Below are 23,153 nucleotides of genomic sequence, written 5' to 3' on the forward strand. Positions count from 1 at the left end.
TCCAATAATTCGTAACTTCGTAAAATTCGTTTAGTTAATTAATCGACAAGTGAAATCTTTTGTACCTTTTTCTTTCCCCCTTTGGGTGTTACCTTTTCTACTTTTATATATCCGTTTGAGATTAGTTCTTTAATAATAGAATCAAGTTCTTCTTTAGAAATATTTCCTTTAAAAACCTCTCTACTTACTTCCGTTCTGGTCATCCCTCCTTTTCCTTCTTCTTCCCATTTCCTCAACTCATCTAATAATTTATTAGCATTAGAATCCTCTAAAACCTTTGCATTTCCGAATATAAAACGAGCTGATTTAAAGCAATAACTCCATAACTCAAGTGCTGCTCTTAAATGTATTACCTTAACTTCATTCGATTGATCTAATAGTGCATATATACAAGCTAGCCGCATGGTTTGAGGTTCCGCGCGACTAGTAACTGACCCAACGATTCCCTTTACTCCAGTGGAAAGTGGCTCATAAACCTTTTCCCAAAGTTCTTCTGCTTCTTCATCCCTTGTCATTTCCCCAGTCTTTCTAGCAAACTCCACAGCAGCCTTTATCTTTTTCGTTAGTGGGTCTATATCAACTTTATGAAAAAATCCACCACTTGGAAGGATTTTTGATCGTTCTACCATCAACCATAAAAATCGGTTAGCTAGTCCATTAACCAAATCCACATCACAAACTTCCTTTTCTAACTCTTCGGGGGTAATTTGTCCTAAAATGGATACATGAGCATCTGTTGTTGTAAGTGGATTTTTAGTTAGCGTTCGCGGACTGCCTGAATCCCATAATTCACGGATAACTGCGGTTACCGTATTTCCTTGACGCTTTGCCAACCGAAGCGTTTTACCAAACTCTTCCTCAATATCAAACAATCTCTTATCCTCAACTCCTTCGTCAACAATTTCATACTCATAATCAACGATTTTCTTTTCCGCTCCCTTTCCTTCAAAAACTGGCACTTTTTTTACTACTTCATCACGTACGGCATAAATCAACCCTTCACCACTCGATATGCCCGACTTTATTTGCTTGCCTTCCCAAGTAGGGTCAACTGCTCTAAATAATAATCGTACATCACCCAATGATGCCCCTTTCCTACCATTACCTGATTCTCCAACTACAACAGCAAAAATACGACATGGATGCTTTCTTGCCCCAGCCATAAAATGGGCATTATCACCAATAAGATTTCCAAATCCAATTAAAAAAGTAATAAGTGTAGCCATAGGATCTGCTTCAGTATGTGGATCAATTTCCCGTACAACATCACCAGCTAAACCGTAAAAGGCAAGGTTTGCTGCTCCCCCATCGTCATCGAATAACTTAGGTTTATACGAAAACTGACCCTGTTCATTAATAAAATCTTCTTCATCGTCTATTGAGGGGACAATAAATTGTTTTCTTTTCACTTGTTCCCGTGATAAAATTGTTTTGTCTATAATTACACCAGTGTATTCATGTATTTCCTCTGGTGTATAGTGTTGTAACAATATACTGGCTGTATCCTTTTCCAAAAAATCACCCTGCTTTCATACCCACCTTACTAAGGAAGTGGTTAACTTCTTCCAATGTTTGAATTTGTATAACTGGATCAGATTCTACTAAACAATCAAGCCAGTATTCTATTTGTACTAATACATGATACAAATCACCAGAACGATCTAAGTCCTCAATCGTTTTAATTGTTGATAGAGTAGTCATCACTTCCTTTTCAATTTTTTTTAGAATAAACATAGTATTATTTACCTTTTTATCTAATCCCTTTTGAATTGCCTTTGATTGCTCACGAATGACTTTTTTCTTTTGCCATTCCCTTGACTGCGCACTACTTGGATTTTTTAGTCCAAAATCGGCGGTTAATATTTTAATGGCTCCTTTTGTATCTTCACCTGTAGATAATCTAACAAGGTCTATAACATCACCAGAATTTCCATCATTACATCCTGCCCAGCATCTAAAAGTGTTCGTTTGGGTATAAACGGTAAAACTAGGATTTTTATCGTTATGAAATGGACAACGAATGTTAAATTGTTTTCGATTTACTTTGTTACAGTTAATAATTATCCCGGTATATTGTTCTAGTGCATCTACTATTGAAATGGTATCTTTGATTAATTCAATAACGGACAAATTATCACCACATCTCTAGTTTTAATTGCAAACTTACAAATTCCCCTCTGTTGTACCCTTTCAAAATTAAAAATCAATCTTTTATCACGTCTGTCCACGCTATTATTTTTGTTTTTCTGTTTTTCTATTTACCTCTGTATCTAGTTGTCTTTACCTTATTGATTTTTACCATTCATCCATAATTTCCCTCATAACACGTTTTGATTCTTCATAAAACCAAAACCTCTTACCTTTTTCTTTTCTTCTCTCCAATAATTTCATTCTTGGATCATGCAAAAACTCCTGATCTAAAAATGATCTGCTCATGCAAGTTCGTTTAACCATTTGTTCCACATCCCAAGTAAATAGTGTTTCTTCTATAGATTCCTCAAGCTTTTGATTAATATAATTTCTAATTTCATCTTGATTAACATCAACTTTTATCTGTGCAATTTGCATTCTCGTTGTTCCCCCTATTTTGTTTAAATTAACTAACTGAATTAGCCAATTCATCAAACTTAATTATCATTTCTCCTTTAATTTTTGTAATACTTCTTTAGGAATTCTTTCTATATATGCTGCGACAAGTAATTCATCTTTAGTTACAGATGAGACTGTTGAAAGCAGCTCTCCTAATACTTTGTTTAACTTATCGGAAGGAGGTGGTACTTCACCTGTACATAATTTACTTAAATACGGTTGAGAAAGACTCACTCCGTTCTTTTTGCAGCGTCTAGATATCTCCCTCATACTCCAGCCACTTTCCTTAACAGCTGATTTTAATATCAAGTGATATTGCTGATTACAATCATTTTGATTACCCATTATGTTTCACCCCAATACAATTGATTAATTTTTATCTCTCACATTGAATGATATTTATTAATCACCTTTCTGTCAACCCTTTTTGATTAATTAATATTAATTATTCATTAAAATGATTAATATTTATCTTTCAATTTTCTTCAAAAAATGGTTATAATGGAATTGAAATAATTTGGAGGTGCAACCAAAATTAAAAGTTACTATGAATTATTAAATGGCTATATTGTAAATAGTGGATTATCCCATAGAGAGATATCTAGAAGATGTAAAGAATTAGGAAAGTCAGTTTCGCAGGGCTATATAAGCCAATTAGTCAGAGGGGAAACACCACCTGCATCCGATGAGGTAAATACGGTCATTGCGGAGGTAACTGGAGGTGATGTCAAAAAGTTATCATGGGCCGCATTTGTAGAAAAAGCCCCTGAAGATATTAAAAGCATCTTCACTTTAGTAGAAAATCCATTAATGTTTTCACTCTTAAAAATAGAAGAAAAGTTCCCCGGATTTTTAGAGGGTAAATATAAAGGCAGCAGTCGCACCAAAGAGATTATGAATTCCGAAGAGTTTAAACATTTTTATGATTTATTTGGAGTTTTTATTGAAGGCATAGAAAAAGATTATCAAGATCCTCGTTCTTGGCCAACTATATCAAAAGAGGAATTTGAGGAAATCTATAACGAAGAACCAACATTAGATAAAAGAAAAGTCATTCAAATTAACTTATATGATGCTTATCTAGATCATGCTAAGGAAATTATAAATAAAACTCCTGACCAACTACTAGATGAAATTACTTTCTTTAATGTATGTACAGAAGCCTTTTATGCACTTGAACTAAGATTAGATCAAATAATAGCAAAATCTATAATAAGAAACGGCGCTGAACCTGAGTGGGCTTCAGAATACCTTGAAGGTCTTTCATTAAGAGAAAAGCTTGAGTCCGGATTAAAAATACATTTGGGTTATGATATTACAGCTGAATCATTTTATACCGATTTAGTGAACACCATTAATCTAAGGAAGCAAATTGTAAATACTTCAACTAAAACAGACAAACAGACTGCAGAGAACATAGTAAATATTATTGAAAATGTTATTAAAGCCATTAATCTAAGAGTTAATGAAAACGGTTTTGAATGACAACTACTTAATTAAAGGAGGTGATGCCGTTTAATATCAGTCCCCCATAAAGCGTCTGTCCACGCATGAAAGGGAAGATATTTATGAAAGAGAAAATATACAAAACAAAGAAAGATAAAAATTTATATTTTTACTTTAATACTAAAAATGAAAAATTATGGTGCTACCGTTATAAATATTATGATTCTCTAGGAATACGTAGAGAAAAGTCTCAACAAGGATTTATAGCCGAAAATGAAGCATATCGCGCCTTACTTGAAGTGAAGGCTAGTATTCTTAATGGTGAAGTAAAGAGAGTGGAGAATTCTAATCTAACAGTCTCTGAATGGCTTGATATTTGGTTTGAAACACATAAAATTGATTGGGAAATCACAACACAATTGCAACGAGAAAATGCTATCAAATATCAAATGAAGCCAATGCTGGGAAAATACAAGTTAGCCGAATTAGACAAGGCTACCTATAAACGAGTATATATTAATAAACTCTTGGATTTTTATGAACCAAGTACAGTCCGTTTATTTCACAAGCTTTTTAAAGTTGCTATAAATGCAGCAGTTGATAATGAAATTATCCCACGTAATCGATTTAATAAAATATCCATTCCAGTTGAAGAGGTAAACGACAATTTTCTAACAGCGAAGGAATTATCTGAATTTCTTATAGCTGCTAAGGAATTGGAAAACATTACTAATTATACCCTCATCTTGCTTCTAGCTTATACAGGGGCTAGAAGAGGCGAAGCATTGGGATTAACATGGGATAATGTTGACTTTGATAATAAAGTAATTACTATCAATAGTACAAGAGATAAAAAAGGAGATCGGGAGCCTAAAACGAAAAATAGTTATCGGAATATTTTAGTTGATAATATCTTAATTAATCAATTAAAGTTATACCGTACTTGGTGCAAAGAGACAAAACTTACATTTGGTAAACACTTATCAGATAATGACTTTATTTTTATCTCTCACCAATCAGGAACTCCGACAGGAGAAAACACATTAAAGTATAGTTTTGATCGAATCATCAAAAAAACTAACTTAAAACGAATAACTCCACATGGATTACGCCATACCCATGCGACGATTTTGATGAGTCAAAAATTACCTGTTAATGTCATTGCTGATCGTTTAGGAAATACCCCACAAATGATTTTTAATACTTACGGTCATATCGTTAAAGAAATGGAAGAAGAGTCAGTCATTGCATTTAGCCAAGCAATACAACTTTAATCTGGGGGAGGTTTTGGGGGAGGTTTTCAATATAACCGTCTCAAGCCTTGAAAACACTAGGGTTTGTAGGACTATTGAGTTCTACTCTCGTTAATTAATACGATTTGTAAATAGCGTATTTAAAAACCCTAGACCTTTATATCAAAGGTCTAGGGTTTTTTGTTGCCTTTTTAGCCTTGTAATTCTTCCTTTTCGATAGTCTCCTCTTTATATAACTGATTAGGATTTGCCTTTCCGGAAAAGTTCTCCAATAATCCTCTTATATCAATTCCTGAAGAAGCCTTTAAAGATTCCTGCAAAGTTGACATTAGATTTGTAGCATAGCCTGTGACCTTATTGGCGCCACCTTGAGTTCCACTTCCACCGGTATCCACCACGGTAATTTTATCAATATTTGAAAGAGGACTGGCGACTTCTTTTGCATATTCAGGGAGCATTCTAACAATCATGTCGAGAACCGCAGCCTGACCAAATTGTTCGAACGCTTCTGCAATTTTCCGCTTGGCTTCAGCCTCGGCAATCCCCTTTAACCTAATAACCTCCGCTTCTGTTTCCCCTTTTGCCCGTTCTGCCTCTGCACTCGCTAAACCAGCTAATCGTACTTTTTCAGCCTCTGCTTTTGCCAATGATTCAATCCTATATTTATTTGCATCTGCCTCCGCGATTTCCTTAACCTTATTAGCTGTGGCAGCCTGTTCCAAAGCATAACGATCAGCATCTGCTTTCTTTTTCACTTCTGAATCATATTGTTTCTCACGACGCAAAATTTCTTTTTCTTCTAACTCAATTTGCTTTTGACGCTCAATAATTTTAATTTGCATTTCCTGTTCAGTTACCTCTTGCTTAGCTCTTGCTGCTTCTAAATCATAGGCCTGGTCTGCGCGGGCTTTAGCAATATCTTGTTCTCGTCTGTAATCAGCCATTTTCATTTGATTTACTTTCTCCGCCTCAGCGATTTCTGTTGCCCTTTCTAGCTCAGCCTTTTTCGCATCCTTTGCCGCCTCAGCCTTCTTGATCCGTGTTTCCTTTTCTGCCTCTGCTGTTGCAATATCCGCATCTCGCTTTACTTGTGCAATCCTTGGCTTTCCGAGAGAATCGAGATATCCATTTTTATCGCGGACATCTTTAATCGTAAACGAAACGATGATAAGTCCCATTTTTGCTAAATCTTGAGAAGCAACCCTCTGTACTTCCTGAGAAAATTTATCGCGATTTTTATAGATTTCTTCGACTGTCATAGAACCTAATATGGAACGAAGATGTCCTTCCAGTACCTCTTTCGCTTCATTTTCTCTGTCTTCTTTTCTTTTACCTAAAAATTGTTCAGCTGCGGTAGCAATTTCCTCGATTGAACCGCCAATTTTAATAATTGCTGTTCCATCTGCCATAACCGGGACTCCTTGCTCCGTATATACTTCAGGTGTAGTAACCTCCAATTTACTTGATAATAAGCTTAATGGTTCGGCTTGCTGGAAAACGGGCAAAATAAATGCCCCGCCTCCTCGAATAATCTTAATTTTATTCCCAGACTCATCAATATGAACATTTTTGCTACCTAAATAACTCCCTGTAACAATAAGGGCTTCGTCCGGACCTGCCGTCCTGTATTTTGTTATAAAAACAGCAATAAGAGCAATTAATAAAAATGCAACAATACCACCTACAATTAATATGGGTAACATCTAAGTTCCTCCTCTATAAAAATATGTCTTCTGAGTATTCATGCTGGGTAACATATACTACCCCATCACGCGCCTCGATAATAAGTACGGATTGCCCCTCTTTTATGTTTGTGTGATGAAAGCTTGCAGCAGGTTTAGAAATGGTGCCACTTTTATTATGTAATACTATTTCGCCAAAGCCATCTTTCGGAATAGATATAATTACTTTACCTACTCTTCCTTTTAATGAGTTGGTCGAATATGCAAGGGATTCCTGTGCTGAAGAAAGAGGGATAAGAATAAAGATATTTAAAATAGAATCTAGTATGAATGCTCCCACTACTCCTATAATAATAACGAGAGTATGGTTGAAAGATGTGAAAAGCTCTAGTAAATAAGCAATCGCCGAAAAAAATGTGACAAAGGCTAAAATTAGCGCTGGGCTGAGAAAGCCCAAAATTTCTCCTGTCCCTTCCAAAACATCACCAAAGAATAGATAAAGTAGCGTAATCAAACCTGAGATAACTAACATAGAAAAGTAAATAATTTCAATTGAATTCCCAAATAACTCCATTTTACACCTCCTTAAATATAGTTAATTATTTTATCAGAACCAGAATATTTCCTTTCTTATTCTGTTTATACGACAAAAATGCTGAAAAGATTCAAAATATTTACTCAGCTAATTTTAAAAAAGCCCTAAGGAATATACAAAAAACAGACCAAATTTAAACTGGCCTGTTTCCCTTTTTGATTCCCGGTAGAATCTTTAATATTTAATTAAAGAGTACTTCTTTTTCCCACGACGAATGATTGTAAACTGACCCTCAATCCGATCCTTATTATTGATTACATACTCCAAATCTGTCATGCGATCTCCATTTATATACACAGCCCCATTGGTCACATCCTCACGTGCCTGACGCTTGGATGGGCTGATTTTTGCTGCAACAAGCAAATCAACGATGCCGATGTCTTCACCAGTAGTATGCTCATAGGACGGAACATCTTTGAAGCCCTGTTTAATTTCTGATGCTGTTAAATTTTTAACATCTCCACTAAAGAGAGCCGTCGAAATTTTGATTGCTTGCGCTAACGACTCTTCTCCGTGAATCATTTTTGTCATTTCTTCAGCGAGTGCCTTTTGGGCCTTTCTTAAATGTGGCTCCTCTTGAACAGAAACTTCTAATGCTTCAATTTCTTCTTTTGATAAGAAGGTAAAGAATTTCAAGTACTTCACAACATCCGCATCTGCTGTATTAATCCAGAATTGGTAGAATTCATATGGTGATGTTTTTTCAGGATCTAACCAAACCGCTCCGCTTTCGGTTTTACCAAACTTTGTTCCATCAGCTTTTGTTACTAACGGAATGGTTAAACCAAAGGCTTTGGATCCTTCAGGTGCCATTTTACGAATTAATTCAAGTCCGGTTGTAATATTTCCCCATTGGTCACTTCCACCAATTTGCATCTTACATTCATGATTTTTATATAAGTGGTAGAAATCCATTGCTTGGAGAATGGTATAGGTAAACTCAGTAAATGAAATTCCTGTTTCTAATCTCGTGGCAATGGTATCCTTTGCAAGCATATAGTTGATCCCTACATGCTTTCCAAAGTCACGAAGGAAGGTAACGATATCCATGGAGCCTGCCCAGTCGTAGTTATTGACCATGATGGCCCCATTCTCTCCTTCAAAGCTAAAAATACTTTGTAATTGTTTCTTTATCCCGTTTACATTATGCTGAATCGCTTCAAGAGTTTGAAGTTTTCTTTCTTCACTCTTTCCACTTGGGTCTCCGATTAGACCAGTTGCACCACCTACAAGCACAATTGGGCGATGTCCTGCGTTTTGGAATCTCTTTAATGTGAGGTATGGCAATAAATGTCCAATATGCATACTGTCAGCTGTTGGGTCGACCCCACAGTATAATGAAATTTTTTCCTCTTCCAGTGTTTTTTGTATTCCCTCTTCATCGGTTTGTTGATAGATAATCCCTCTCCACTTTAATTCCTGCAATAAATCCATTCTTATTTCCTCCTTTTGAGACCTGCTGTTCATTCCTTTTTCACGTAAAAAAGTCCCTTCGAAATGAATCGAAGGGACGATTTATCAAAATCGCGGTACCACCCAACTTGAGGAATTTTCTTCCTCCGCTTAAAATAGATAACGGTATTCCCGTTCACCACTACTACCAAGAAACTAGATTCGTTGGTGAAAGCTTAGGGAGGTAATTCATTCTTCTATATGTACTGGCTTGCAGCAGCCGCCAGCTTTCTGAAACAGGGATAGAAGCACTACTGGATTCCCATCATTGCTTAATACATATATCATTTGATTAAAATATTTTTACCATAAGACCTTTCATCTGTCAAATGACAACTAGAAAATTTAAGAAAAAAATGATGCTAGTCAAACTTTACTCAGGTTTATGCTATAATGAATAAGATTTTAGGGGGTTTGATATAAATGAAAGAAAATCATAATTGGAATGATAGAATTAGGTCGACTCTCCAGTATTTCACAAATAAAAAAACAATTAAAAGAGCCAATATTTCCTTTCAAGTTTTTTGGAATTTAGTGCTTATTTTTCTAATTGTTATTTTAATCGGTGGTGCATTCGCCGGTGGTGTTGGAGCGGGTTATTTTGCTTCTCTCGTAAAAAAAGAACCGATCCGATCCTATGAAAGTATGAAAAAAGATATATACAACTACGAAGAGACATCGAAATTGTATTTTGCCAATAAAGTATATTTAGGAAAACTCCGCACAGATCTCGAACGTGAGGAAGTAAAGCTAGACCAAGTATCTAAAAACTTAGTTAATGCAGTAGTAGCCACAGAGGATGAATACTTTTTTGAACATGATGGCGTTGTCCCAAAAGCCATTTTTCGTGCACTTTTTCAAGAAGTTAGCAATTCATCCGTACAGTCCGGCGGAAGTACACTGACTCAGCAATTAATCAAAAACCAAATCTTAACAAATGAAGTTTCCTTCGAAAGGAAAGCGAAGGAAATTCTATTAGCATTAAGACTAGAACAATTTTTTGATAAAAATGAAATTTTAGAAGCTTACTTAAATGTTTCAACCTTCGGGAGAAATTCCTCTGGCAGAAATATTGCAGGAGTTCAGTCAGCTGCTAAAGGGATTTTTGGAGTAAATGCTAGTAAATTAACCTTACCACAAGCTGCGTTTATTGCCGGGCTCCCACAAAGTCCTTTTGGCTATACCCCTTATACCAATAAAGGAGAAATAAAGAAAAATCTTGAACCAGGTTTAACCAGAATGAAAACTGTTTTAAAAAGAATGCTAGATAACGGGTATATCAAGGAGAGTGATTACAAAAAAGCAGTCGCCTATGATATTACCAAAGACTTTATAAAATCAAGCTCAAGCCCTCAGGAAAAATACCCATGGCTAACAGCCGAAATAGAGAAACGAGCAGTAGACATTTTAACTACTATTCTTGCAAAAAAAGATGGTTATGAAGAAGAAGATTTACAAAAAGACGATGATTTATATGAAGAATATTCTACTTTGGCTGATCGAAATCTTCGGCAAAATGGTTATGAAATTCATACTACGATAAATAAAAAAATCTTTGATAAGATGCAAAAGGTGAAGGATGAATATCCTTACTATGGTAGCAGCATCACTAGAACGGTAGAGGATCCTGAAACAGGAAAAGAAAAGGTTGTAAAAGAGCCTGTTGAAACAGGTGCCATTCTAATAGAAAATAAAACCGGAAAAATCCTAAGCTTTGTTGGAGGAAGGGATTTTGAGCGTGAGCAGCTCAATCATGCGATGAGCGCGAAGAGACCAAATGGGTCTACGATGAAGCCATTGTTAGTCTACGGTCCAGCCTTTGAACTAGGCACCCTATCACCAGGTTCTATTCTGCCTGATATACCGCTTAGTTTAAATCCTGCAAGCAGTGCACCATGGCCACATAACTATGGAGGTGGCTATCATGGTTTAGTAACCGCTCGTGAAGCCTTAACAAGATCATACAATGTTCCTGCAGTAAAAGCTTATGTTGATATATTAGATCAACGACCTGCAGAATATCTTAAGAAAATGGGATTCACCTCTTTAACTGAAGCCGATTATACCACTCGCTCATTAGCACTTGGTGGATTAACGAATGGGGTAACAGTCGAAGAAAACGTCAATGCCTTTGGCACATTTGCAAATTCTGGCCAATTTATTGATGCATACCTTATAGACAAGATTGTAGATAAAACCGGAAAAACGATTTATAAGCATAAAGTCAACAAAGTGAAGGTATTTAGTCCACAAACTGCTTATTTAACTCTAGATATGATGCGTGATGTCGTCACAAGAGGTACAGCTGCATCACTCAACGGCAGACTTAAATTCTCTTCAGATTGGGCTGGAAAAACAGGAACTGGACAGGATTATAAAGATGCCTGGTTCGTTGCTGTTAATCCAAATGTATCCTTTGGCGTCTGGACAGGGTATGATACACCTACACCACTGGAACAATCCTATCAAGGACTCTCCTATGGGGTAAGGAACATTTTCTTATGGGCCGACTTAATGAACGCAGCCTATGATGTTGCACCTAATATAGTTGACCCTTCCGAAAGATTTAAAATGCCTGGAGGAATTGTCACTCGCTCTATTTGCGGCTTGACAGGACAATTACCAACTGAAGCCTGTTCAAAAGCTGGGTTAGTTAAAACTGATTTATTCAACGCTAAATTCCTTCCGAAACAAGGGGATGATGGCGGTTTTGGAGAAGGAAAATTTGTCATCATAGGCAAGAAAAAATATTTAGCCTTAGATTCTACTCCAAGTGAATTTACTGAGTCTGGCATAATCTTAGACCAGGAATATATTAAAAAATTACTAGGTAGCAATTCTAACATTACACAGTACCTTCCAAAGGATGAACAATGGGGAAATATAATCTTACCTGAAGCTAAATTAAGCGAAAATGGGAAGAAGCCTTCTTCCATAAGATTATCTACCTCAGGAAACACCATTTCGTGGGGAAAACATCCTGAAAGCGATATTGTTGGTTATCGTGTCTATTCTACAAGCAATGGAACAAAGAAGGTTGCTAGTATTAAAGCTGGGGATACTCTATCATTTAAGGGTGGAAATGGAACCTACTATGTTACTGCAGTAGATATCGCAGGGAATGAATCACCACCATCGAAGGTAATTCAAATAGGTTCAAAAAAGAATCCGTCAAAGGATACAAACCCAAAGAAGAATACAGGTAAGAACACAGATAAAAATCCTAATAAAAACCCTGATAAAAATCAACCCAACGACCCAAATACTGGGGAAGATGAAGAAGAAGTAAGTCAAGATACTTAAAAAAATATTTTAAATCTAATAGAGGCTATCCTATAAGGTTCAAATACCTGATAGGATAGCCTCTTAATTATTGCTCTTAATCTTCCATTGTTGATAAATCACCAGTAGGCAAGTTCAATTCCCAAGCTTTTAAGACACGACGCATAATTTTTCCACTACGTGTTTTTGGTAATTTATCGCGGAAATCAATTTCACGAGGTGCAGCATGAGCAGCAAGTCCCTTTTTAACGAAATTACGAATTTCTTCTTTTAATTCATCCGATGGTTCATAGCCGTCACGGAGAGCTACAAAAGCTTTAATAATTTCTCCGCGGACTGGATCTGGCTTACCGATTACTCCAGCTTCAGCAATAGCCGGGTGCTCAACTAGCTTACTTTCAACTTCAAATGGTCCTACCCGTTCTCCAGAAGTCATGATGACATCATCCACCCTTCCTTGGAACCAGAAATATCCATCTTCATCCATATAGGCTGAATCCCCAGAAACATACCAATCATTTGGTAAGAAATAAGATTCATATTTTTGCGGATTATTCCAAATTGTATGCATCATAGATGGCCAGCCTTTTTTAATAGCAAGGTTCCCCATTCGATATGGTGGAAGCTCATTCCCTTGATCATCTACAATAGCAGCTTGAACGCCAGGAATTGGCTTACCCATGGAGCCTGGTTTAATTTCCATGCAAGGATAATTGGAAATTAGTTGTGCTCCAGTTTCCGTCATCCACCAGTTATCATGGATTCGAAGATTGAACACCTTCATTCCCCATCTAACAACTTCTGGATTTAACGGCTCACCAACACTCAAAATATGACGAAGACTGCTTAAATTATATTTTTTAATTACTTCGTCTCCAGCACCCATGAGCATACGGAAGGCAGTTGGTGCACTATACCATACAGTAACACCGAAGTCCTCAATCATTTTATACCATCCATCTGGACTGAATCGTCCGCCGATGATTACATTTGAAGTACCTGTTAACCAAGGTCCAAAAATTCCGTAAGAAGTACCAGTTACCCAACCAGGGTCAGCTGTGCACCAATATACATCGTCATCTTTCAAATCTAAAACCCATTTTGCAGTCTGATATTGCTGAATCATTGCATTATGGACATGAAGAACTCCTTTTGGTTTTCCAGTGGAACCAGAGGTATAGTGAAGGATTAGGCCATCTCTGCGATCAACCCATTCAATATCTAACTTATTACTTGCATCTTGAAATCTTTTATTGAAGTCTACGAAAATTTCATTTTCTTCAACAGAATCTCCAACGATAAGGATGTGTTTTAAATTTGGTAGTTCATTGTAAGGAACCCGATCTAATAATTCAGGTGTTGTAACTAATACTTTTGCCTCACTATCTTCTAATCTATCACGTACTGCTCCTTCCATGAATGCCTCAAACAAAGGACCAACAATTGCCCCAAGCTTAATCGCACCAAGTACTGTAAAATATAGCTCTGGTGACCTTGGCATAAAGATGAAAACACGATCTCCTTTTTCAACATCTCCATATGCTTTTAATACATTTCCTGCCTTGTTGGACAATTCCTTCATTTCCTTGAAAGTGTACTTCTCATTTCTTTTATCATCACGATAATATAAAGCAATTTTATTTTTTCTATAAGTTTCAGCATGACGATCAATAGCTTCGTATGCCATGTTTACACGACCGGTACTAGACCAAGAAAAATTCTCCTCTGTATCCTTCCAATCATGTCTACTATACATTTCTTCATAGTTCTCTAAGTTGAAATCCCCTTTAATAACTGGTAGCGCTTCCAATTTCATAAACATACATCCCCCTTTTGTGACAATTTTATAACATTTTCTATTATAAACTATTTTTTCAATTTTTTAAATATTCTTCCAAGAAAATTTAAAAGTTATTTAAATAATTCGAAAATTGTCACAAAATATTTCCATATATAACAAAAAAATTAAATGAAAGGGCTTTCTGTTAATAGTTTTTATGTATAATATAACTAATATTCTAATTGTATAAAATTAGGTGGTGAATAAATGGAACATATTAAAACCTATAATGCAAAAAAGCTTAAAACTCCCCATGGAGATTTAATAATTGAAGGGCCAATCAAACCAGAAGTCCTGGCTGATTTGGAATTTCATGAGGGACTGGTTGCATTTAGACAGCCCGCTCAGCAGCATAAAGCTCTCATTGAAATTGCTGGCCTACCAGAAGGAAGAATCATAATAGCAAGACATAACAATACAGTAGTTGGCTATGTAACTTACCTCTACCCAGATCCACTTGAACGGTGGTCTGAAGGAAAAATGGAGGATTTGATTGAATTGGGTGCAATTGAAGTCATTTCTGAATTTCGAGGCTGCTCCGTTGGGAAAAACTTACTTATGGTATCCATGATGGATGATGCAATGGAAGATTATATTATTATCACAACTGAGTACTATTGGCATTGGGATCTGAAAGGTACAGGCTTAAATGTTTGGGAGTACCGTAAAGTTATGGAAAAAATGATGAATGCCGGTGGTTTACAATGGTATGCAACCGATGACCCTGAGATTAGCTCGCATCCAGCCAATTGCCTAATGGCTAGAATTGGAAAAAGAATCCCAAATGAGTCAGTTCAAAAATTTGATGCATTAAGATTTATGAATCGATTTATGTACTAAAATTCAATCTGATTAGTAATAGAAAGCAAAGGGGGATTAAGTGATGATCGTGGAAGAAATTATGCAGACAAATTTAGCCACATTATCGCCTAAAAGTACGATAAAAGATGCGCTACAATTAATGAGAGAAAGAAGTATTCGCCATTTTCCTGTTGTAGATACAGACAACCATATTGTTGGAATTGTAACCGATACCGATCTTAGAGATGCAACACCATCCATCTTTCACTCGGAGGAGCATAAAGAAGATCTAAACAGACCGATAGAAGAAATTATGAAAACAAATCTAATTACTGGGCACCCCTTAGATTTTGTGGAGGAAATTGCAGCCGTCTTCTATGAAAATCGCATTAGCTGCGTTCCCATAATAAATGATAAACAATTGGTAGGAATAGTGACAGAAGCAGATTTGTTACACACTTTAATAGAGTTAACTGGTGCTAATCAACCAGGCTCACAAATTGAGATTAAGGTCCCTCATAAAACTGGAGTTCTCTGTGATATTTTTTCTGTTTTTAATAAAAAGAAGGCCAACGTTCTTAGTGTCCTCGTTTATCCTGACAAGCACGATGTAAATCATAAAATTATTGTCATTAGAGTTCAAACAATGAATCCTGTAAGTTTAATAGAAGAGCTTAAAAAGGCAGGTCACCATGTTCTATGGCCAAATTTACCGGGGATAACTCTATGAAACAGAATTCCATATTTATTTTTTCAGAAGAACAACTTAGTTATAAATTTGGAAACAATCATCCCTTTGATCAAATTCGCTTAAAACTTACATTGGATTTATTAAATAGCTTAGATGCAATTACTGATAGTCAGATTATTACACCAAGATCTGCAACAGAAGAGGAGCTTCACTTAATTCATGACCCTAGTTATGTAAATGCTGTCCGTATGGCTGGTCACGGGCAGTTAGATGAAGCGAGCGCAGAAAATTATGGCATTGGAACTGAAGATACCCCAATTTTCCCTAATATGCATGAGGCAAGCTCCCTGCTTGTCGGGGGCACATTAACGGCTGTGGATTATGTAATGTCTGGAAAGGCAAATCATGCATTGAATCTTGGCGGTGGACTCCATCATGGATTTCGGGGGAAAGCATCGGGCTTTTGTATCTATAATGATAGCTCTGTTGCCATAAGGTATTTACAAGAGAAGTATCATGCACGTGTATTATATGTTGACACAGATGCTCACCATGGAGACGGAGTACAATGGTCCTTTTATGACGATCCGAACGTTTGCACCCTTTCCATCCACGAAACTGGTCGATATTTATTTCCTGGGACAGGAAATGTGAATGAGAGAGGCCAAGGAAAAGGATACGGCTATTCCTTTAATATTCCAGTGGATGCCTTTACAGAGGACGAATCATGGTTAGATGCTTACCAAACCTCATTTAGAGAAGTTGCAGAGTTCTTCAAACCAGATGTTATATTAACTCAAAATGGTGCAGATTCTCATTACCTTGATCCATTAACCCATTTGTCAGCAACAATGAAAATATATCGTGAGATTCCCAGATTGGCTCATGAATTAGCACATAAATATTGTGAGGGTCGCTGGATTGCTGTAGGAGGAGGGGGATATGATATTTGGAGAGTTGTCCCACGTGCTTGGGCACTTATATGGTTAGAGATGACAGAAAACTCAAACAGTAAGGGGAAACTTCCTACTGAATGGATTCAAACATGGCAACCTAAATCTCCAGTAGAACTTCCTTTATACTGGGATGATCCTAGCGATTTATATCCTGAAATCCCTCGAAAAGCGGAAATCACTGAAAAGAATGCCCTAACAGTAAGCAAAGCTCTTTATCCTATTAGAAAAAAGACAAAGGCAGAGTCACTTTAATTTAATAAATAACAAAAAAGACTGACTTGATGAATGGCACCTCCAATTGTTTGTTGTAATTGGGGGTGCCATTCATAGTCAGCCATTATTATTTATTTTTTGTTGAGTTACGATATTCAATACGATGTGGCAAGACAACAATATGATTATCCACTTTTTCTTTATTCATATATTTCGTCAACAATCTCATCGCAACAGCACCGATATCATATAATGGCTGCACAACTGTCGTTAGTGTTGGTCGAACCATCAAAGATAATCTTGTATTATCAGAGCTAACTACCTCAAAATCCTTCGGAATATTGTATCCCTTATCCTCGGCTCCGTGGATAACACCAAGTGCCATTTCATCTGATCCAACATAGATTGCACTAGGCTTTTCTTCTAATCCAATTAAATACTCAATTGCTTCTATACCTGAATCATACGTGTAATCACCTTCAAAAACGTATTCTTCGTGGTAATCTATACCATTTTCCTCTAAGGCACGCTTATATCCACTTAATTTTTTAGCTACGTTAATCGGTTCATGAAGAGGTCCTGTTACAAAGGCAATGTTCCTATCACCTTTACTGATAAAGTCAGTGACCACGTCGTATGCTGCCTTTTCATAGTCAATATTAACGGAAGGAATCTTTTTCGTTTCTTCTATAGAACCGGCTAACACAATAGGCGCTGGGGATTTTTCGAACTCAGCTACATGTTCTTCAGTAATATTCCCACCCATAAACACTATTCCATCCACTTGCTTTCCAAGCATATTATTTAATAACTGCAGTTCTTTATCTTTATTTTGATCAGAGTTACTTAAAATAATATTGTACTTATACATCGTAGCAATATCTTCTATTCCTCTTGCTAGCTCTGCAAAAAATGGACTTGCAATATCAGGAATAATAACACCTACAGTAGTCGTTTTCTTACTTGCTAAGCCTCTAGCCACTGCATTAGGCCTATAACCAAGTCTTTCTATTACTTCTAATACTTTTTTCCTTGTTGCAGGTTTCACATTTGGATTCCCATTTACAACCCTTGAAACGGTTGCCATAGACACGTTTGCTTCTCTAGCTACATCATATATTGTAATATTCAAGGTCTACACTCCTCTTTGCTAAAACGCTCTCATTATTTCTATTGTACTTCATATACAGAATTGCTAGTCTATATCTTCTAAAAAAAGATAATTATGTATAATCTTACTCCACTGCTTTTCATCGTGCAATGGTATCCACTCTTTTTTTACAAAAAAGTAAAAAACCTTCTGCATTTAGCAGAAGGTTTTCTAAAATAGAGATTAAACTCTTACATATTGAGATGCTTGTAATTCTTTATAGAATTCATCAAATTGTTTTAAGTCCATCTGTTGAGCTGAATCGGATAAAGCAACAGCTGGATCTGGATGAACCTCTGCCATTACACCATCAGCACCGATTGCAAGAGCCGCTTTAGCACAAGGCAATAGAAGATCCTTTCTTCCTGTGGAATGAGTGACATCCACTAGAACAGGTAAATGAGTCTCCTGTTTTAAAATTGGAACAGCAGAAATATCTAATGTATTTCTTGTAGCACGTTCGTAAGTACGAATACCTCGTTCACATAAGATAATTTGGCCGTTTCCTTGTGACATAATATATTCCGCTGCATTAATGAACTCTTCAATTGTTGCAGCCAGACCACGTTTTAAAAGAATTGGCTTATTCACTTGACCTGCCGCTTTTAATAGTTCAAAGTTTTGCATGTTTCTAGCACCGATTTGGATTACATCGATATAATCTACTGCTGTTTCAATATCGTTAGGGCTAACAATTTCACTAATAACTCCTAAATCGAAATCATCAGCAATTCTTTTTAATATTTTCAATCCTTCTAAACCAAGACCTTGGAAATCATATGGTGACGTTCTAGGTTTGAAGGCTCCTCCACGTAAAAGCTTCAATCCTTTCGCTTTTACTGATTCTGCTACTGCTGCCACTTGGTCATAAGATTCAACTGCACAAGGTCCGAAAATCAAATGCTGTGAACCGTCACCCACTTGTATCCCTTTAATATTAACAATTGTGTTTTCTGGCTTTTTCTTACGTGAAACAAGCAACGCTTTACGATGATCATCCTCTTGTAATTCTAACCCAGCCTTAAAAATTTGTTTAAAAATATGCAAGATTGTAGAATCTTCAAAAGGACCGTCATTATTCTCCTTAATCAAGTTCAACATTTGGCGCTCACGAACAGGGTCATAGCGATTGACACCTGAAGTTTCTTTTACACGGCCTATTTCCTGAACTAGCAAAGCTCTTTCATTAATTAAGCGTAAAAGCTCTACATTAAGTTCATCCACACGATTACGAAGTTGATCAAGTTCATTATTACTCATTTTTTCCCAGCCCTTTCGAATAGAATTTAGTCGATTGAAATAATTTCAGGGAGTGGCAAAGCTTAGGATTGCAATTATTTCCTTCTATTATTCTTTCACGACCACTCAAAATATGATACATTTTTCTATATAATTAGAGTTATTATATATGAATTGATTCTGAATGTCACGAATAATTTACTTCATTCATTAAACGCTTTTAAGCATTAAAGTATTTATGCCTAGTAAATAATGGCGATGATAAAGTTTATTGTTGATTTTCAAGACATGTTGATTAGTGCAGAAATGAACATTCAAATTTATCAGAGTCTAAATAAAAAGAAGGTGTATCAATTTGCCCGAAAAAAAGAAACTATTTGCACTTGATATAGGAACACGTTCAGTAGTTGGAATCATATTAGAGGAGCACGACTCACAATTTCACGTCGTTGATATTTTAGCTAAGGAGCACTCGGAACGTGCCATGCTAGATGGCCAAATACATGATGTTCTCGCCGTTTCCCGAGTAATCACTGATATAAAAAATCAATTAGAAAAAGAACATGGTCCATTAAAAAAGGTAAGTGTGGCTGCTGCAGGAAGAGCATTAAAAACAGAAAGGGCAAAGGTATCTGTAAATATTAATGGAAAACCAATGATGCAAAAACAGGATATTCTTCATCTTGAATTAAGTGCTGTACAGCTTGCCCAATCAGCTGTTGCTGAAAAACACGAAAATGATCATAGTCATTATTATTTTTGTGTTGGGTATTCCGTGCTATATTACCGACTAGACGAAGAAGAAATTGGGAGCCTAATTGATCAGCAAGGGGATGAGGCTTCAGTTGAAATTATCGCAACCTTTCTACCAAAGGTTGTAGTTGAATCCTTAATAGCAGCTTTGAATCGTTCTGAATTAGAGATGGAAGCACTAACCCTTGAACCTATTGCCGCGATTAACGTCCTAATTCCTCCCTCGATGAGAAGACTAAATGTCGCGTTAATTGATATTGGCGCTGGTACTTCTGATATTGCACTTACAGACATGGGGACAGTCATTGCATATGGAATGGTGCCAATTGCAGGAGACGAAATCACAGAAGCCATTAGTGATCAATATCTTTTAGATTTTCCATTAGCAGAAAAAGCCAAGAGAGAATTATTAACACAAGAGACGATTACAGTCACCGACATTCTTGGATTTGAAACAGAAGTACCGAAAGAGGATGTCATTTCCGAGATATCTCCCGCGATTAACAAACTGGCTGATTCGATATGTGAAGAAATAATGAAGCTAAACAACCGTAAACCTCCGAAGGCCGTGATGCTCGTTGGAGGGGGCAGTCAAACACCAGAATTACCTGCTAGAATTGCGGAAAGATTGTCTTTGCCAGCAAATCGGGTAGCGATTCGAGGAATAGATGCGATTTCTTCTTTAACTATAGCTGACCATATTACAAGAGGGCCGGAACTAGTGACCCCAATTGGGATTGCCATAGCAGCAAAAAAATCACCCGTTCAATACATTACTGTCTACGTTAACGAACAGCCTGTTCGCTTATTTGAAGTAAAAAAACTAACAGTTGGAGACTGTCTCCTTGCTGCTGGTATAAAAATGAATAAACTATATGGGAAGCCTGGGTTAGCAAAAATTGTTATTGTAAATGGGCAAAGTATCACAATACCTGGAGAACACGGTCAGCCTCCAATGATTTGGAGAAATGGAGGGATCTCTTCCCTTGATGACCAAATCCAAAACGGCGACCAACTTATTGTGGAAAAAGGGAAAGATGGAAAAAAGGCCTCATTAATCATCAGCGATTTAATTGGTGATGTTCCTAAGAAAACAATTATGATTAATGGTAAGGAATACGAGGTAGTGGCAAAGCTCCTTTGCAATGGTAAGGAGGTAGCATCAGACTATCCATTAGAAGACAGGGATCAAATACAAGTCACACTTCAAGATACGATAGAATCTCTTCTTAAATCATTGGATTTAAGAGAATTGCTTGCAGAATTAAGACCGTTCCGGATAAAGATTAATGAGAAGGAGACCTTCATACCTGCCTTCTCGGGAAAAATTTTTAAAAATGGGATAGAAGCGAGGCTTCAAAGCAGCTTTGAACATTTAGACGAAATCATCATTGAACATAAAAAGAATCCAACAGTCAAAGAGCTTGCTAATATGAAGCAGATAATGATTTCTCAATCCATTCCAGTTTACTTTAATGGAAAAGAAATCTTGTTAGTAAAGCAGCTTGCTAATTTTATGAGAGGGGAGGAAAGTTTAAAAGAAACAGATATTATACATGATGGCGATCACTTAACATTGATTAATAAACGGATTGAACCCTTTATTTTCCAAGACTTATTTAATCATGTCAAATTTGAAATTCCTAGCCAAGCGAACGGGATATTTCAATTATTGCGGAATAACAAACAGGCTGGCTTTCATGATAAAATCGCCCCTGGTGATAAATTAGAAATCATTTGGCCTAATCAACAAAATCAACACTCAGGTAATGTTCAAGTAAACAAAAGGGGCTGATTCATTCAGCCCCTTTTTCTATTACTAGTTTTGTGATGGGATTACAAAAAACCCCCCATTATGACTTTGTTACATTTTCCTCCAAAGCATTCTTTAGCGTCTCATATGTAATCTTTCGATGAGAGGTATGCCAAGAAACCTCTTTATTGACAAATAGGAAGGCTTGAGGAGATTCATGTTTTATTTCGTATTTCTCTGCAATATCATTCGATAACGGACGAGCCTCCTGAACAGCTAAGTAGAAAAAAGCTACGTCATTTTGATCAGTAGAAAAATTCTCGTATTCCTCAAAAGCGGCCTGACTAATTGGACATGTTAAGGAATGCTTTAAAAAGAAAAAGTACTCTTTTTCTTGAAGAATTTGTTCAAACTCCTCGATTGTTTCAATTTTCTTCATTCATATTTCCCCCTTTGTTTTCAGCAGAAAAAATTCTAATGGTTCAAATGACGTTCTGTCTCATCAAAAGCCCTTTTTGTTTCATCAAGCATCTGCTGAATTTGATCATCTTCAGGATTCAATTGTATGACAATGTCATCATTTTCATCATCTAAAACGTCTTGAGGTTCATTTTTCTTGATTTTATTGATTAAGTCAGATGATTGTTTGGTGACAGTTTCAGTTAAAGATTGAGACTTTTTCTTTGCTGTTTCCATAAATTCAGATCCTTTTGTAACAGCTGATTCACGTAATTGCTCTGTCTTTTCCCTCAAGGATGATACTTCATTGCTAATATCCTTTCTTAAATCCTTCCCAGATTTAGGCGAAAGGAAAAGCGCTATCCCCGCACCGATTACACTTCCAATTACGGCACCAGCCATAAAACCCTTTGACTGACCATTTGAAGCATTCTTTGACTTTTTTGAATTTGACATTGAAAATCTCCTCCATTTAGAAAACTTATGCTTGATCCCTTACTTTTCTTCTTTCCCTCTGCTTATCACTTTCTATTGTTTGTTGTTTTTTCAATTTCCATTTATCCTTTAATTCAAGAAAAATATTGCTCCATTGAACAACCTGAGTAATTTTATCTTTATTTTGTTCAACCTGGTCTTGAACTGACTTTGTTATATTTTGAATAGAGGAATTAAAACCTTTAATGGAAGATCCTACGTCCTTCACCGCATCAAATACACTATTGATACTCTCTGATTTTTTTTGAATATCTTCAGCTAATTCATTTGTTTTATGAAGAAGTTCCGTTGTCTCACGCGTTACCCCATCAAGCTGTTTTTCTAGCCCTCCTAATGTCTCAGAAACACTTTCTAATGTCCCCTGTAAAGATTTTAACGTCTTTGATAGATAAATAACGAGAATAAAGAAAGCAATTGCGATTAATGCAACACTTAAATAAAGAATAATAATCAAGCCTTGGCACCTCCGTTGTTGTACGAAAATTTTTTACATTTTTACTTTTC

General features: G+C 36.4%; 20 protein-coding genes and 1 other annotated feature. Of the genes, 7 read left to right on the plus strand and 13 right to left on the minus strand.

From position 1 onward, the window contains the following. Nucleotides 1-38 precede the first annotated feature (38 nt). The 4 genes from BQ6100_RS16140 to BQ6100_RS16155 all read right to left on the minus strand — a co-directional run bounded on the left by BQ6100_RS16140 (nt 39) and on the right by BQ6100_RS16155 (nt 2,934). Entirely contained in the window at nt 39-1,514 is a 1,476-nt protein-coding gene (locus tag BQ6100_RS16140) for a DUF3987 domain-containing protein (protein ID WP_075982604.1), read from the minus strand. A gap of 4 nt (nt 1,515-1,518) precedes the next feature. Then, nucleotides 1,519-2,130, minus strand: a complete 612-nt coding sequence (locus BQ6100_RS16145) for a CHC2 zinc finger domain-containing protein (protein WP_075982605.1) — start codon at nt 2,128-2,130, stop codon at nt 1,519-1,521. Between the two features lie 165 nt (nt 2,131-2,295). Continuing rightward, nucleotides 2,296-2,622: a hypothetical protein gene (locus BQ6100_RS16150; RefSeq protein ID WP_235816537.1), complete on the minus strand. Its 327-nt coding sequence runs from the start codon at nt 2,620-2,622 to the stop codon at nt 2,296-2,298. Nucleotides 2,623-2,634: 12 nt separating this feature from the next. Further along, nucleotides 2,635-2,934: a helix-turn-helix domain-containing protein gene (locus BQ6100_RS16155; RefSeq protein ID WP_075982607.1), complete on the minus strand. Its 300-nt coding sequence runs from the start codon at nt 2,932-2,934 to the stop codon at nt 2,635-2,637. 465 nt (nt 2,935-3,399) lie between these two features. Here BQ6100_RS16155 and BQ6100_RS16160 point away from each other — a divergent pair, with 465 nt between their 5' ends. Both BQ6100_RS16160 and BQ6100_RS16165 read left to right on the plus strand, forming a co-directional pair. Further along, on the plus strand, nt 3,400-4,074 hold the full coding sequence (locus BQ6100_RS16160; protein WP_075982608.1) for a hypothetical protein: 675 nt from the start codon (nt 3,400-3,402) through the stop codon (nt 4,072-4,074). Nucleotides 4,075-4,157: 83 nt separating this feature from the next. After that, nucleotides 4,158-5,309: a tyrosine-type recombinase/integrase gene (locus BQ6100_RS16165; protein ID WP_235816538.1), complete on the plus strand. Its 1,152-nt coding sequence runs from the start codon at nt 4,158-4,160 to the stop codon at nt 5,307-5,309. A 170-nt stretch (nt 5,310-5,479) separates the two neighbouring features. On the opposite strand, the gene BQ6100_RS16170 is transcribed toward BQ6100_RS16165, so the two are convergent. The 3 genes from BQ6100_RS16170 to tyrS all read right to left on the minus strand — a co-directional run bounded on the left by BQ6100_RS16170 (nt 5,480) and on the right by tyrS (nt 8,999). Then, nucleotides 5,480-6,991: a flotillin family protein gene (locus BQ6100_RS16170; protein ID WP_075982610.1), complete on the minus strand. Its 1,512-nt coding sequence runs from the start codon at nt 6,989-6,991 to the stop codon at nt 5,480-5,482. Between the two features lie 13 nt (nt 6,992-7,004). After that, nucleotides 7,005-7,544, minus strand: a complete 540-nt coding sequence (locus BQ6100_RS16175) for a hypothetical protein (protein WP_075982611.1) — start codon at nt 7,542-7,544, stop codon at nt 7,005-7,007. Between the two features lie 195 nt (nt 7,545-7,739). Continuing rightward, on the minus strand, nt 7,740-8,999 hold the full coding sequence (gene tyrS, locus BQ6100_RS16180) for a tyrosine--tRNA ligase (protein WP_075982612.1): 1,260 nt from the start codon (nt 8,997-8,999) through the stop codon (nt 7,740-7,742). A 69-nt stretch (nt 9,000-9,068) separates the two neighbouring features. Further along, nucleotides 9,069-9,295, minus strand: a binding site (T-box leader). A 145-nt stretch (nt 9,296-9,440) separates the two neighbouring features. On the opposite strand from tyrS, the gene BQ6100_RS16185 reads away from it, so the two are divergent. Further along, entirely contained in the window at nt 9,441-12,320 is a 2,880-nt protein-coding gene (locus BQ6100_RS16185) for a transglycosylase domain-containing protein (RefSeq protein WP_075982613.1), read from the plus strand. A gap of 76 nt (nt 12,321-12,396) precedes the next feature. Here the strand turns inward: BQ6100_RS16185 and acsA are convergent, their stop codons facing one another. Further along, complete coding sequence (acsA, locus tag BQ6100_RS16190) at nt 12,397-14,115, minus strand: acetate--CoA ligase (RefSeq protein WP_075982614.1); 1,719 nt, start codon at nt 14,113-14,115, stop codon at nt 12,397-12,399. A gap of 231 nt (nt 14,116-14,346) precedes the next feature. Here acsA and BQ6100_RS16195 point away from each other — a divergent pair, with 231 nt between their 5' ends. The 3 genes from BQ6100_RS16195 to BQ6100_RS16205 are packed head-to-tail and all read left to right on the plus strand — an operon-like array spanning nt 14,347 to nt 16,839. Continuing rightward, a complete protein-coding gene (locus BQ6100_RS16195) occupies nt 14,347-14,979 on the plus strand; it encodes a GNAT family N-acetyltransferase (RefSeq protein WP_075982615.1) in 633 nt (210 codons plus the stop codon). 43 nt (nt 14,980-15,022) lie between these two features. Then, nucleotides 15,023-15,670, plus strand: a complete 648-nt coding sequence (locus tag BQ6100_RS16200; RefSeq protein WP_075982616.1) for an acetoin utilization AcuB family protein — start codon at nt 15,023-15,025, stop codon at nt 15,668-15,670. After that, entirely contained in the window at nt 15,667-16,839 is a 1,173-nt protein-coding gene (locus BQ6100_RS16205; protein ID WP_075982617.1) for an acetoin utilization protein AcuC, read from the plus strand. The genes BQ6100_RS16200 and BQ6100_RS16205 overlap by 4 nt, the downstream gene beginning before the upstream one ends. 88 nt (nt 16,840-16,927) lie before the next feature. On the opposite strand, the gene ccpA is transcribed toward BQ6100_RS16205, so the two are convergent. Both ccpA and BQ6100_RS16215 read right to left on the minus strand, forming a co-directional pair. After that, a complete protein-coding gene (gene ccpA / locus BQ6100_RS16210) occupies nt 16,928-17,932 on the minus strand; it encodes a catabolite control protein A (protein ID WP_075982618.1) in 1,005 nt (334 codons plus the stop codon). A gap of 201 nt (nt 17,933-18,133) precedes the next feature. Then, nucleotides 18,134-19,210: a bifunctional 3-deoxy-7-phosphoheptulonate synthase/chorismate mutase gene (locus BQ6100_RS16215; RefSeq protein ID WP_075982619.1), complete on the minus strand. Its 1,077-nt coding sequence runs from the start codon at nt 19,208-19,210 to the stop codon at nt 18,134-18,136. 334 nt (nt 19,211-19,544) lie between these two features. Here BQ6100_RS16215 and BQ6100_RS16220 point away from each other — a divergent pair, with 334 nt between their 5' ends. Beyond that, a complete protein-coding gene (locus BQ6100_RS16220) occupies nt 19,545-21,737 on the plus strand; it encodes a cell division FtsA domain-containing protein (protein ID WP_075982620.1) in 2,193 nt (730 codons plus the stop codon). A 58-nt stretch (nt 21,738-21,795) separates the two neighbouring features. On the opposite strand, the gene ytxJ is transcribed toward BQ6100_RS16220, so the two are convergent. The 3 genes from ytxJ to BQ6100_RS16235 are packed head-to-tail and all read right to left on the minus strand — an operon-like array spanning nt 21,796 to nt 23,103. Beyond that, nucleotides 21,796-22,134: a bacillithiol system redox-active protein YtxJ gene (gene ytxJ / locus BQ6100_RS16225; RefSeq protein WP_075982621.1), complete on the minus strand. Its 339-nt coding sequence runs from the start codon at nt 22,132-22,134 to the stop codon at nt 21,796-21,798. 35 nt (nt 22,135-22,169) lie between these two features. Then, a complete protein-coding gene (locus BQ6100_RS16230) occupies nt 22,170-22,610 on the minus strand; it encodes a YtxH domain-containing protein (protein ID WP_075982622.1) in 441 nt (146 codons plus the stop codon). 25 nt (nt 22,611-22,635) lie between these two features. Continuing rightward, nucleotides 22,636-23,103, minus strand: a complete 468-nt coding sequence (locus tag BQ6100_RS16235) for a DUF948 domain-containing protein (protein ID WP_075982623.1) — start codon at nt 23,101-23,103, stop codon at nt 22,636-22,638. Nucleotides 23,104-23,153 lie beyond the last annotated feature (50 nt).

The sequence above is a fragment of the Bacillus massilinigeriensis genome, from assembly GCF_900117315.1.
Taxonomy (GTDB): Bacteria; Bacillota; Bacilli; order Bacillales; family Cytobacillaceae; genus Bacillus_BE; species Bacillus_BE massilionigeriensis.